The organism is Stenotrophomonas sp. G4 (assembly GCF_003428825.1).
GTDB classification, from domain to species: domain Bacteria; phylum Pseudomonadota; class Gammaproteobacteria; order Xanthomonadales; family Xanthomonadaceae; genus Stenotrophomonas; species Stenotrophomonas indicatrix.
Window position 1 is genome coordinate 3,125,231 of the sequence record NZ_CP031741.1, and the last position, 14,150, is coordinate 3,139,380.

The following is a 14,150-nucleotide window of genomic DNA, read 5'->3' on the forward strand; positions in this document are numbered from 1 at the left end:
GGATTGCAACTGAACACCTCATGAAGATGTCAGGGAGGACATCAGCCAGACGACATCGCTCATTACGGGGATCCATCATGTCTCGCCATCGCTCCACGCCTTCGCGTCACCCCCTGACCCTTGCCCTCATCGGCACCCTGCTCGCCTCCGGCGCAGCCCACGCGCAGGACACTGGCCCGACCCAGCTTGACCGGGTCACCGTCACCGGTTCCCTGATCCCGCAGACGCAGATCGAGAACCACACGCCGGTCCTGACCGTCACCGCCGAGGACATCCAGACCCGCGGCTTCACCAGCGTCGCCGACGTCCTGCAGCAGTCCTCGCTGTCGACCGGCGGCCTGCAGGGCGGGCAGACCTCCGCTTCGTTCACCCAGGGTGCCGAGGCCGCCGGCATGTTCGGGCTCAGCCCCGGCTACACCAAGTACCTGATCAACGGCCGCCCGATGCTCTCGTATCCGGCGCTGTACAACGGCAGCGACAGTTTCAACAACATCAGCGGCATTCCGATCGACATCGTCGAGCGCATCGAGATCCTGCCCGGTGGCCAGTCCTCGCTGTACGGCTCGGACGCGATCGCCGGCGTGGTCAACATCATCCTCAAGGAACGCATGGATGGCGGCGTACTCAACGTCCGTGGCGGTGCCTACTCCGAAGGCGGCGGCAACAGCCTGCGCGTCAGTGCGGCGCGCGGTTTCAATGGTGTCGATGATCGATTCCATGCGCTGGTCAACGTTCAGTACGAAAAGACCAGCCCGATCTGGGGCTACCAGCGCGACCTGACCAAGGTCAACAATCCCGATGGCTACAGCCCCCAGTACGTCTCCAACGACTTCCTGGTGCTGCTGCCGGCCAACAGCAACCGCTACGCGATGATGGACCCGAACCTGTGCGCCAACGTGGCGGGCCAGTTCGATGGCACCACCGTGCTCGGCACCCGACCGACCGGCCAGGCCTGCGGCTCGGTCTATGGCACCGGCTACAAGACCATCAAGAACGGCAAGGAAAGCGGGCAGATCTACAGCTCGATGACCTTCGATGTGAACGACAACTTCCAGTTGTTCGGCGACGCGCTCTACAGCCTGGAAGAAGTGAAGTACGCCACCGGCTCGAACTACACCTGGTGGGGCACCTCCTCCGGCTGGGGCCGCTTCTACGATCAGGACAGCGGCCAGTACATGAACCTGCAGCGCGTGTTCGCGCCGGAGGACATCGGCGCCGGCGGCTATCGCGACATCCTGAACACCGATCGCAACAAGGCTTACCAGGTCACGCTCGGCGGCCGCGGCACGGCCGGCAGCTGGGACTACAGTGCCAGCTTCACCCGCGGCGAGTACAAGTTGACCGAGCGCAACTTCGTGCGCTGGAACGATCCAATCAACGATTACTTCGAGCAACGTGTGCTGGGGCCGGTGTTGGGCACCACCAGCACCGGGTACAACATCTACAGCCCGGACTGGGAGGCGTTCTACTCGCCACTGCCGAGCGGTGATTTCCAGAGCTTTACCGGCTACACCTACAGCCAGAGCCGCACCTGGCAGAACCTGCTGCGTGCGCAGGTCACCAATGGTTCGCTGTTCAAGCTGCCCGGCGGCGACGCCGGCTTCGCAGTGGTGGTTGAAGGCGGCAGCGAAGGCTGGGATTACACGCCCGATACCCGCCTGGTGGATGGCAGCGTATGGGGCACCACCGCGGTTTCCGGCGCCGGCCATCGCAGCAGCTACGCGGTGACCAGCGAACTGCGCATGCCGTTGCTGGAATCACTGACGGTGACCGGCTCCGGCCGCTACGACGCCTTCAAGATCGGTGGCAACACCATCGACAAGGCGACCTACAGCGTCGGCCTGGAATTCCGTCCGGTCGACAGCCTGCTGTTCCGTGGCAAGTACGGTACCGCATTCCGCGCGCCCACCCTGTCCGATGCCTTCCAGGGTGTCAGCGGCTACTATGCCAACGGCTCCACCGACTACTACCGCTGCGGCCAGCTGGGCTACGACCCGGCCGACACCACCGGCTGTCCGTATGACAGCGTCTCGGTATTCGGCACCCAATCCGGCAACCCGGACCTGGAGCCGATCACCGCCGATGTCTGGAACGCCGGCATCGTGTGGGCGCCCATCAACAATCTCTCGCTGTCGGTGGACTACTACAACTGGAAGATCAAGAACGAGGTCAACACCCTCAGCTCCGACCAGTTGCTGCTGGCCGAGTACTACTGCCGCAACGGCCAGACCAACAACACCTCGGCCAGCTGCCAGAACGTGAGCGACTGGATTACCCGCGATGCCTCCGGTGTGCTCGATGAGATCTATACGCCGAAGATGAACGTGGCCAGCCAGAACCTGCAGGCGCTGACGGCCAGCTTCAAGTACGTACAGGACATCGGCCGCTTCGGTTCGCTGCAGTTCTCCGGCAACTACACCGACATGCTCAAGCGCGAGCTGCAACCGCAGCCGGGCGATGAGTACCTGGACCTGCTGCGCGACCCGTATGCGATGTGGGTGTACGACTCGTACGCCAAGGTGCGCGCCGACGGCTCGATCGGATGGGCCAAGGACAAGTGGACCACTACCCTGTATGCCAACTACATCGGCAAGACGCCGAACTACATGGCCTACCTGGGCAACGGCTACGACTACGTCCACAGCTCCGGCTACAAGGCCGGCAAGTGGGGTTCGTACACCACCTACAACCTGAGCGTGAACTATCGGGCGATGGACAACCTGACCCTGTCGCTGATGGTCAACAACGTGTTCAACAAGATGCCTGACAACCAGCGCTACAGCTTCTCCGGCACCAGCGGCCAGCCGTACAACAACTACCTGTACAACGCTTATGGCCGTGCCATCTACGTGCAGGCCAAGTACGAGTTCGGCAACAACTGATCCGTCTGCGCGTCCGATACCACAGAAGACCCCGCCCTGGCGGGGTCTTCTGCTTTGGGTAGCACCGGTGCGGCAAGGGAGGGGGAGAGGCGGTGGCACTGCCAAGGAAGCTCATCGATCTGCTACCTTTCGACCTTGTTCACAATCCAGTCAGCTTCAGCCGATCAACGCGCAGCAAAAGGACAAGACATGCACGTGATTTCCGCTCGCACCCTGTGCGGTGCCCTCTCCATGGCCCTGGCCAGCGCCATGGCACACGCCGCTCCCATCCCGATCGAAGACCTGGCACGCATGCCAGCGTTGCAGTCGGTCTCGATGAGTCCGGACGGCAAGCATCTGGTCGCGTTGATCCCCTCTCCGGGCAACCCGGAAGAAACTGCGCTGGCCAGCTGGGATACCGACGCAATGGGAGGCGCCCCGAAGGTGGTTACGCCCTCGGGCGACCGGATGAAGTTCATTGCCGTGGGCGCTCTCAAGTCCGACCAGATCCTGGCGGTCGGCCGCCAGGAGTGGACCGGGCAGCTTGGGGGGTGCGGCGAAGGCAGCGTATCGGGTGCGACCAAGACATTCGTGGTCAAGACCTACCTGACCGACCAGAGCCAGAAGACCTTCAACGAAGCATTCGCCGACAACACGCGCAAGCTGGGCGTGAGCGAACAGACCCAGCGCTGCCTGGAGCTGGGCGGCAGCGCATCGCTGGTCAACATGCTGCCGCTGGATCCGGACCGGGTCATCATCCGCCAGCTCAGCGAGATAACGCTGACCGCCAATTACTACCTGTACAACCTCAAGACCAAGGAAACCGAACTGCTGTTCCGCGGCGGCACCCGCGCCCAGCCTGCGTTGTTCGACCCGCGCAGCGGCAAGGTGCTCGCCAAGAGCCAGATCGAACCGGTCAGCGGCGATTACGACCAGCAGATTCAGATCCTTGATCCGAGCTCCGGGCAGTTCGTACTGCAGAAGCCGCTGCTGACACGCCTGTCCAACCGGCATACGGTCGAGTTGGCTGGTGTGGACGATGCCACAGGCAAGTACTACGTCCTGACCGACCTGTTCTCGGACAAGGTGCAGGCACATCTGTACGACGCCAAGGCGCAGAAGTTCGATCCCGAACCGGTGCTGGCCAATCCGAACTTCTCCATCGCAAGCCTTGTCTTCAGCACCCAGCCGAGCACCTTCAATCAAGTGGTCGGATTCACCATCGATGGCCCTTCGCAACAGACGGTCTACGTCGACCCGACGCTGAAATCGATCCAGGACACGCTGAAGCAAGCTGCACCGGGAAGGCAGATCGAGATCAGCCGCTACAACGATGATTTCTCGAGGATCCTGTTCCGCGCTACCGGTCCGGATGCACCGCCATCCCATTTCCTGCTGCTGGATCGGAAAAAGGTGGTGAGCCTGGGCAGCGAGCGTCCGTGGATCAGCAAGGGCACGGTGGGCGAACAACGCTGGGTGAACTACAAGGCACGCGACGGACGGGTCATTCCTGCCATCCTGGATCTCCCTGCGGGCTGGAAGGAAGGCGATGCCGCTGCGCCGGCCATTGTCCATCCACACGGCGGCCCTTGGGCGCGTGACTACGTGCAATGGGATGCATCCGGCTGGGTCGCGCTGCTGACGTCTCGCGGATATGCCGTGCTTCGCCCGCAGTACCGTGGCTCCTCTGGTCTGGGCCGGGACCTGTGGATTGCCGGCGACCGCGAATGGGGCCAGAGGATGTCCGACGACAATGATGACGGTGCAGCGTGGCTGGTGTCGCAGGGCTTCGCTGCGAAGGACCGCATCGCGATCTTCGGCTACTCCTATGGCGGCTTCGCTGCTGCCGCAGCCACCGTTCGCCCAGGCAGCCCGTATCAGTGCGCGATTGCCGGCGCTCCGGTCACCGACCTGGGACGGTTGGGCACGACCTGGAGTGACAACCGCCTGCAGCGCATCCTGCAAGGACAGACCGTCAAGGGCATGGACCCCATGCGCAACACCGCCAGCGCGAACATTCCGGTGATGCTGTTCGTGGGTGACCGCGATGTGCGCACACCTTCCTTCCACGCCCAGGGTTTCTACGACGCGGTGAAGGACAAGGTGCCTGCCCAGTACCACCTCATCGCCGACCAGCAGCACAGCATGCCGTGGTACCCGCGCCAGCAGCGGGAAACACTGGGCCTGATCGAAGGCTTCCTGAAGAAGGACTGCGGCCCCGGCGGCCTCTGATCGATTCGGATGGCCCGAAAAAGCGCCCCCGCCTGGGCCTTGCCAGCGGGGGCGCCTCAGTATCCGCAAGATGAATTTTGCTTGAACATCAACGCATTACAGCGGGACTTCATTCATCTTGCATTTACTTTACGGCAACCATACACTCCGTTAACCGAAGCGTAACAAATAGGGATATAACCGAAATGCGCAACGTTATCCGCCGATCCAAGCCAAGCCGCATTCCGCTGACACTCGCGGTCCTGGCATGTCTGCAAGTCGCTCCGGCTCTTGCCCAGGAAACCACCCAGCAGGAAGCCGCTTCGTCAAGCCCCACAAACACAGGCAAGCGCGCAACCGACCTTGACACGGTGGTCGTCACCGGATCGCTCATCAAGCGTCCGGAGTACGAGACCACGTCGCCGGTGCAGGTCATCTCGATCGAGAAGGGCATTGCCGCAGGTCAATTCGATACCGCTGACTTCCTGCAGACCTCGGCAATCGCCGCTGGCTCGACCCAGATGAACAACCAGTTCGGCGGTTTCGTCGTCGAAGGCGGCACCGGCGTGCAGACGGTCTCGCTGCGCGGCCTGGGCGCCAACCGCACCCTGGTCCTGCTCGACGGCCAGCGCCCTGGCCCGGCCGGCACCCGTGGCCAGGTCGGCGCGTTCGACCTGAACGTCATTCCGCAGGTCATCCTGCAGCGTCTGGAAATCGTCAAGGACGGCTCGTCTTCCATCTACGGTTCCGATGCGCTCGCCGGCGTGGTCAACCTGATCACCAAGAAGAGCATCGACCGCCCGGAGATGTCCTACACGATGAGTGTTCCGCAGCACGGCGGCGGCGAGCAGTTCTCTGCCTCCATCGCCAACGGCTGGAACTTCGACAAGGGCAGTATCGTTGCAGCAGCACAGTGGGACCGTCTGAACGCCCTGACCGTCGGCGACCGTGACTTCTTCAAGTGCGGCCAGGATCTCGTATGGGGCACCGATGGCCAGCGGATCGACCGTGAGGATCGTTCGATCCTGGCCGGCACCGAACTGGGCGGTTGCAGCACCGGCAACCTGTACGCCAACACCATCATCAACTACTACAACTCGGCGATCCGCTATGTACCGTCGCCGGACGGAAGTACGGTAGGCCCCTTCCCGGGCTACCGTCCGCGTCCGCGTCCGACCCCCTCCTATGCCAACGGCGGCACGGCCTATTACCAGGACGTGCTCAACTTCCCGTTCTATCACGACCAGGAAGTGATCAACCAGCGTGAACGCGCAACCCTGTACGCCGCCACCGACTTCAGCTTCGACAGCGTCAACTGGAAGACCCAGTTCCTGTACAACCGTCGCGAGACCAAGGCGCACTCCTGGCGCCAGTTCTTCCCGGTGGTATACAGCGAAGCGGCCGATGACTACTACCAGGTCATCATGCCGTTCCCCAGCGACCAGAAAATCACGGTTGACTACTTCTACGGCACAACCAAGCTGGACGGCCGGTTCAAGTGGACCGACAGCTGGGCCTGGGAAGTCAACGCCAGCTACAGCCGCTCCAGCGGTGACTACACCGACCTGGCGATCGATACCAGCCGTGCAGGCGATCTGAGCTACACCGACGACGACATGCCGGTGAATTACTTCGACCCGGGTTTCCTCAACGGAACCCGCATGTCGGAATTGGTCAGCGCGATCGGCCAGCGACACACCGGCAACACCGTGTATCAGCAGACCAGCGCCAACGCCATCTTCAGCGGCAACCTGTTCACCCTGCCGGCCGGTGACGTGGCTTCGGCCGTCGGTGTGGAGTTCCGCAAGTACAAGATCGACGACACCCCCTCCGAGTTCTCGCGCTCGGGCAACATCTGGGGCTCCAGCACCGCCGACATCACCAAGGGCACCGACAAGGTCAAGGAAGCGTTCGCCGAAGTCGACGTGCCGCTGCTGAAGGGCATCCCGGGCATTGAATCGTTGTCGGTCAACCTGTCCGGCCGCGTGTTCAAATACGACTCGGTCTCCGGCTCGGACAAGGTCTGGAAGACCGGCGTCAACTGGCAGGTCATTCCCTCTCTGCGCGTCCGCGGCACCATGGGTACGTCCTACCGTGCACCCGGCCTGTACGAGCTCTATCTGGGCAACCAGACTGGTTTCCTGGCCCAGAACCAGATCGACCCGTGCATCCTGTGGGGCGACAGCAACAGTGACTTCCTGCGCGCCAACTGCGGTGCTGCCGGCATTCCGTCCGACTACGCTGGCGGCGGCGGCAGCGCAACGATTTACTCAGGCGGTGGTGCCGGTCAGCTGAAGCCGGAAACCTCCAAGGCCAAGACCCTGGGCCTGGTGTGGACTCCGACGTTCGCCAACCTGAATGTCGCGCTGGATTACTTCGACTACGACGTGCGTGGTGAAATCACCCAGCTCGACGAGTACGACATCGTGTTCGGCTGCTATGGCTCGGCGGTCTATCCGAACGCGTTCTGCGACAATCTGGTCCGCAACAGCCCGACTGACGCGGCCTCGCCGAACCAGATCACCACGATCTACAACCAGTACATCAACATCAACCGCGAGCGCACCCGCGGCTACGATCTGCAGATCAACTACGACAATGACTTCTCCTTCGGCAAGCTGTCGGCCGAAGCACAGGTCACGTACACCATCGAAGACACCAACCAGCTGTTCGACTCGGCTTCTGACAGTGGTATCACCACCTCCGACCAGGTCGGCTACATCGGCCGGCCGAAGACCGTCGGCCTGGCCAGCGTCAGCCTGGAACGGGGTGACTGGACGTTCAACTGGCAGGGCACGTACGTCAGCAGCACCCAGAACAAGGACCTGGACCGGAACTTCACCTATTCCGGCTACCAGAACGCGACCCGCGACATCAAGGCCGGCTGGCAGTTCCGCCACAGTGTCTCTGTCGGCTACGACATGGATGACTGGAACATCATGGTCGGCGTGCGCAACCTGTTCGACAAGGAGCCGGACCTGATCTCCAACACCGCCGGCACCCGTTATGGCAACACGCCGTTGTACGCATCCCAGTACGACTGGTACGGCCGCACGTTCTTCGCGCGCGTGTCCTACAAGTTCTGATCGCAGCATTGCAGCACATGAAAAGGGCGGCTCCGGCCGCCCTTTTCTTTTGCCTGCGGCAAGCGGGCGGCACACCGCGACCGCCGATCACCGCCAGCGCTGACACCACGCCCTGCGGCACACAAACAGCTCCTGAATGCGCTCACCATCCTCCAGTACCCGTCGCCACGCAGGAGGCAAGCGAAGTCTTGGCGAGACACCTTTTTGCGCAAAGTGCGACTTAACGACCCATTCATATATGGCCGGCACCGGCAGATTCGGCACATCACAAATGAGACTAAGCATCTGTATTTGTTGCAATTTCATGTAAGCGATTGACATTCCTGGTGACAAAGCGTGACGAAACCATGCATTTCCCGTTAAGAGCGTGTTAGGTTCGATCAAGGTCAGGACAAATCATGAACATGACCGTAACAGCCGTAGGGATGCGGCCCATCTTCATCCACTAGGGGGATTCACCACATGACGCACCACCGCACGCCCGGTCGCCACCCGTTGACCAACGCCCTGCTCGCCGGCCTGATAATGGCTGCCGCAGCCCCGGCCCTGGCCCAGGAAGCCAGCTCCGGCAACAACCCGATCGACCTGGACCGCGTCAGCGTGACCGGCTCGCGCATCGCGCGCACCGGCTTCGTGACCCCCTCCCCGGTCACTGCCATCACCGCCGAAGAAATCCGCGCCACCGGCGCGAACAACATCGGCGACCTGATGACCCGCCTGCCGGCGCTGACCCCGACCTATACCCTGGGCAACTCGACTCGCTTCATCGGCACCGCCGGCGTAGGACTGATGGACCTGCGTGGCATGGGCACCTCGCGTACCCTGGTGCTGGTCAACGGCCGCCGCCACGTCGGCGCGACCTCCGGCTCGACCTCGGTCGACGTGAACACCATTCCGGTGGAATGGATCGAGCGCGTCGAAGTGATCACCGGTGGCGCATCGGCCGTGTACGGTGCCGACGCCGTAGCCGGCGTGGTCAACTTCATCATGAAGAAGTCCTTCGATGGCGCGGAAATCCGCGGCCAGACCGGCATGGCCGATGAAGGCGGCTTCAACCGTTCGTTCGTCAGCATGTCGGCCGGTACCGACTTCGCCGGTGGCCGCGGCAACGCTGCCGTCGCCTTGGAGTACAGCAAGCAGGACCGATTCGTGCGTACCGACCGTTCCATCGGTCGCCAGTACCTGGTGTCGGTGCCGAACCCGAACTATGACTCGTCCAAGCCGCCGAGCGAAAGCAACCCGCAGACCGTGCTGAGCGGCCCGGGTGGCAACCACTCGATCTCCTATGGCGGCACGTTCACCCTGGGCACCTTCAGCGCGACCAACCCGGCCACGTGGGGCAACCGCTACCAGTTCAACCCGGACGGCACCTTCCGCAAGCAGCGCTACGACGGCATTGTCGTCAGCAACAGCAGCTGCACCAACTGCGACTTCGCCGACCTCAATGCCGTGGCCGATCTGCAGCCGGAGTTTGATCGCAAGAGCGTCAACACGATCATCAACTTCGACCTGACCGACAACCACCGCATCTACTTCGAAGGCAAGTACACCGAAACCGAATCGGACTTCCTGGCCCAGCCGTCGTTCGATACCACCCTTCGCATCCAGCGCGACAACGCTTTTGTGACGCCGGAACTTCGTGCGCTGATGCTTGCCAACGGCGCCTCGACGATCACGCTGAACCGCTTCAACGTCGATGCCGGCCAGCGTGGTGAACACGTCGAGCGCAACACCCAGCGCTTCGTGCTCGGCCTGGAAGGCAACCTGACCGACAACTGGACCTACGACGTATACGGCAACTGGGGCCAGAGCGAAGTCAAGCGCTGGAACCTCAACAACCGCATCAACGAGCGCTGGCAGGCTGGCCTGGATGCAGTGATCGACCCCGCCACCGGCCAGGTCACCTGCCGCACCACGCTGAACCCCAACGCCATCAATCCGCACACCGGCCGCGTCTATTCGGCCTTCGGCCGCGACGGATGTGTGCCGTTCAGCGTGCTGGGCAATGGCCAGGTCACCCAGGCCGCTCGCGACTGGATGAACGTTGAGTCGTACAACTTCTCCCGCATCCAGCAGAGCGTGTTCAGCGCCTCGGTCGCCAACGGATCACTGTTCAGCCTGCCGGCCGGTGACGTGGGCGTGGCCGGTGGCGTGGAGTACCGCCGCGAGAAGAGCCGCGAAATCACCGATCCGCTGGCCGCACAGGGCCTGACCTTCCTGAACGCCATTCCAAACCGTGCCGGCAAGTACGACGTGAGCGAAGCGTTCGTGGAGACCACCGTACCGCTGCTGGCCGACATCCCGGGCATTTACAACCTGACCATGGATGCTGCCGGCCGCTGGTCGGACTACAGCAGCATCGGCAAGACCACCACCTGGAAGGTGGGCCTGGACTGGACCATCATTCCGACCCTGCGCGCCCGCGGCACCCTGTCGCAGGCAGTGCGCGCACCGAGCATCGGTGAGCTGTACAACCCGCAGAGCGAGAACTTCGCCACCGTCGCCGATCCCTGCAACTACCTGGTGACCAACAGCAACCGTCCGTCCACCGCCAAGGATCCGGCGCTGCGCCAGGCCAACTGCTCGGCGCTGGGCATTCCAGTGGGCTGGGTTGACACCTACACCGCCAGCCGCCCCGGCGTAAGCGGCGGCAACCCGGACCTGAAGCCCGAGCGTGCTCGCAGCTTCACCTACGGCCTGGTGTGGCAGCCTGAGTTCCTGGAAGGTTTCGGCATGTCGATCGACTACTGGAACATCAACCTGAAGGACGCCATCGGTGCGGTGAACGCGCAGACCAATGCCACCCGCTGCGTTGATTCGCCGGGGGGCGTGGGCAATGCGTTCTGTGGCCAGATCGTCCGCGCGCCGGTCGGTGGCTTCACCGACGCCCAGGGCCGGGCCTTCCCCGAGTACTCGATCACTCGCTGGACCGCGCTGAACGAGAACCTGGCCCGCTCGCGCCGCATCGGTGTCGACCTGGAAATGGACTACCGCTTCAAACTGGCTGGTGGCGATACCGTGGTGCGTTTCGTCGGCACCCGTCTGCTGCAGTCCCGCGAATGGGCCTTCCAGGACTTCCCGGATGAATACACCGAGTACGTCACCTACGTGACCGATCCGCGCTGGCGTGCCCAGTTGCAGACCAAGTACTCGCTGGGCCAGTGGCGCGCTTCGTGGGATATGACCTACGTTGACGGAAACCTGCGGGTGACCCCGGACAGCTACAACAGCAACCCAGGTTCGCAGAGTCCGATCCGCAACGGTTCCTACGTCTACAACAACTTCCAGTTCGGCTACCGCTTCCCGGGCGACAAGATCGACGTCTATCTGGGCATCGACAACGCCTTCGACAAGGATCCCCCGGTGAACTACTTCGGCTCCGATGTCGGCTCGGCCATGTACGACAACATCGGTCGCTACTTCTATATGGGCGCCTCGTACAAGTTCTGATCCATCAGAACAGCAGTACCCCGACAGACCCGGCTTTTGCCGGGTCTGTCTTTTCCGGTGCCGGCAAGGCCCCCTTGCGCCACGGCATGACCTTCGACACCCTTGCAGTGTGGGCCGGCGGCGTATCGTTCGGCCCACGGCCGTTCCCCCGGCCCTTCCCTGACTCACTCGGCCTGGAGGCCATTCAAGTGACCCGTACTCCCAAGATCGTGCTGCTGACCCTGGCCGTTTCGGCCGCGCTGGTCGGCTGCGGCAAGAACGAAACCCCGGCAAAGGATGCCACCGCCTCCACGCCGGCCGCGGCCGACGCCGCCACCACCTACAAGCTCGACGAGAGCAAGCTGCCGGCCTACAACGCGTTCCAGGCCAGCGATCTGGACAGCAACCTCGACGCCTGCACCGCCTTCGGCGACTACGTCAACGGCAAGTGGCTGGCTGCCAACGAGATTCCGGGCGACCGCACCAGCTGGGGCGCCTTCACCATCCTCGACGAGCGTTCGGTGGCCGTGCAGCACCAGCTGGCCGAGCAGGTCGCACAGGTGAAGAACCCGGCCGGCATCGAGAAGATCGTCGGCGACCTGTGGGCCACCGGCATGGACGAAGCCAAGGTCAACGCCCAGGGCATCGAGCCGCTGAAGGCCGACCTGGCCGCGATCGACGGCCTGCAGGACAAGGCCGCCATCGCCAACTACCTGCGCACCAGCGCCGCCAAGGGCGAGAACGTGCTGTTCGGCTTCGGCGCCGAAGCCGACTTCAAGAACTCGGCCGTGAACATGGCCTACGCCAGCCAGGGCGGCCTGGGCCTGCCGGACAAGACCTTCTACACCGATGCGTCCAAGGCCGACAAGCTGAAGGCCTACCAGGCCCACGTCGCCAAGGTGCTGGAACTGTCCGGCGTGGCCGCTGCCGATGCCGCAAAGCAGGCTGAAGAAGTGGTCAAGTTCGAGACCCGCCTGGCCAAGGCGTCCAAGTCCAGCGTCGAACTGTCGCGTGATGTCTCGCTGTACTACCACCCGGTCAGCCTGGCCGAGGCCGATGCGCTGACCCCGAACTTCAGCTGGACCGAGTTCTTCAAGTCGCAGAACGTGGCCGCGCCGGAGAAGTTCTCGCTGGCCATCCCGGCCTTCCACCAGGAAGTGAGCAAGGCGCTGGGCGATACCGATCCGTCGGTGTGGCGCGCCTACCTGCGCTTCCACACCGTGGACAGTGCCTCGCCGTACCTGGCCGATGCGTTCGTGCAGGAGAACTACGAGTTCTACGGCAAGACCCTCAATGGCCAGAAGGAACAGAAGCCGCGCTGGAAGCGCGTGCTGGGCACCATCGAGAGCGATGCCGGCGAAGCCTTCGGCCAGCTGTACGTGAAGGTCGCCTTCTCGCCGGAAGCCAAGGCGAAGATGGAAGAGCTGGTGAAGAACCTGGCCGCTTCGCTGAAGGAACGCATCCAGGGCCTGTCCTGGATGAGCGAAGAGACCAAGGCCAAGGCCATCGCCAAGTGGGAAACCTTCACTCCGAAGATCGGTTACCCGGACAAGTGGCGTGACTGGTCGGGCCTGCAGACCAACCGTGACAGCTACCTGGGCAACGTGCGCGCGGCCACCGCGTTCAACTACCAGTACAACCTGGCCAAGATCGGCAAGCCGGTGGACAAGACCGAGTGGGGCATGACCCCGCAGACGGTCAACGCCTACTACAACCCGCTGCAGAACGAGATCGTGTTCCCGGCCGCCATCCTGCAGCCGCCGTTCTTCGACCCGAAGGCCGACGACGCGCTGAACTACGGCGGTATCGGTGCGGTCATCGGCCACGAAATGACCCACGGTTACGACGACCAGGGCAGCCGCTTCGGGCCGACCGGCAACTTCGAGAACTGGTGGACCGAAGCCGATTCGAAGAATTTCGCTGGCCTGACCGGCAAGCTGGTCAAGCAGTTCGACCAGTACAAGGTCGACGGCCAGGCCGTGAACGGCCATCTGACCCTGGGCGAGAACATCGCCGACCTGGGTGGCCTGGCCACCGCCTACGACGCATTGCAGAAGGCGTCGGCCGGCAAGGAAGACGCGAAGATCGATGGCTTCACCCGCGATCAGCGCTTCTTCTTCAACTGGGCCACCGTGTGGCGCACCAAGTACACCCCGGAGAACGCCAAGGTCCGCCTGGCAACCGACCCGCACGCGCCGGCGCAGTTCCGCGCCATCGGTGCGCCGTCGAACCTGCCGACCTTCACCGCGGCCTTCCAGTGCAAGCCGGGTACGCCGATGTCGCGCACCGGCGACTCGCAGGTGGTGATCTGGTAAGCCACGGCTGAGGCCACGGCTTGCCTGCAGAGGCCCGGGATTTCCCGGGCCTTTGTTTTTCAGCGCTTGGCCGCAGCCACGCATGGCGTGGCTCTATGTCCAAGCCGCTGGTAGAGGCCGACCTTGGTCGGCGCATGGCAAAAAGGAGCCGCCATGAGGCGTGCATCCCGTGCCCATGCCACCCACCCGGTAGCGCCGGGCCATGCCCGGCGGATGCACCATGAGGCGTGCATCCCGTGCCCATGCGC

General features: G+C 63.2%; 5 protein-coding genes. All 5 read left to right on the forward strand.

Going from position 1 to position 14,150, the window contains the following annotated elements:
• The first annotated feature begins 77 nt into the window (after positions 1-77).
• The 5 genes from D0Y85_RS14520 to D0Y85_RS14540 all read left to right on the forward strand — a co-directional run bounded on the left by D0Y85_RS14520 (position 78) and on the right by D0Y85_RS14540 (position 13,902).
• The gene (locus tag D0Y85_RS14520; protein ID WP_117310947.1) at positions 78-2,882 is read left to right on the forward strand and encodes a TonB-dependent receptor; all 2,805 of its coding nucleotides are present in this window, start codon (positions 78-80) and stop codon (positions 2,880-2,882) included.
• A gap of 189 nt (positions 2,883-3,071) precedes the next feature.
• Positions 3,072-5,093, forward strand: a complete 2,022-nt coding sequence (locus D0Y85_RS14525) for a prolyl oligopeptidase family serine peptidase (protein ID WP_240329257.1) — start codon at positions 3,072-3,074, stop codon at positions 5,091-5,093.
• Positions 5,094-5,278: 185 nt separating this feature from the next.
• On the forward strand, positions 5,279-8,158 hold the full coding sequence (locus D0Y85_RS14530; protein ID WP_117310948.1) for a TonB-dependent receptor: 2,880 nt from the start codon (positions 5,279-5,281) through the stop codon (positions 8,156-8,158).
• A gap of 462 nt (positions 8,159-8,620) precedes the next feature.
• Positions 8,621-11,608, forward strand: a complete 2,988-nt coding sequence (locus tag D0Y85_RS14535) for a TonB-dependent receptor (RefSeq protein WP_117310949.1) — start codon at positions 8,621-8,623, stop codon at positions 11,606-11,608.
• Between the two features lie 188 nt (positions 11,609-11,796).
• Positions 11,797-13,902 (forward strand): M13-type metalloendopeptidase, encoded by a 2,106-nt coding sequence (locus tag D0Y85_RS14540; RefSeq protein WP_100553135.1) that lies wholly within the window; start codon positions 11,797-11,799, stop codon positions 13,900-13,902.
• Positions 13,903-14,150 lie beyond the last annotated feature (248 nt).

What these genes read in the sequence shown, in the direction of transcription:
- D0Y85_RS14520 (WP_117310947.1), top strand. Translation starts at nt 78, where the DNA reads ATGTCTCGCCATCGCTCCACGCCTTCGCGTCACCCCCTGACCCTTGCC.
- D0Y85_RS14525 (WP_240329257.1), top strand. Translation starts at nt 3,072, where the DNA reads ATGCACGTGATTTCCGCTCGCACCCTGTGCGGTGCCCTCTCCATGGCC.
- D0Y85_RS14530 (WP_117310948.1), top strand. Translation starts at nt 5,279, where the DNA reads ATGCGCAACGTTATCCGCCGATCCAAGCCAAGCCGCATTCCGCTGACA.
- D0Y85_RS14535 (WP_117310949.1), top strand. Translation starts at nt 8,621, where the DNA reads ATGACGCACCACCGCACGCCCGGTCGCCACCCGTTGACCAACGCCCTG.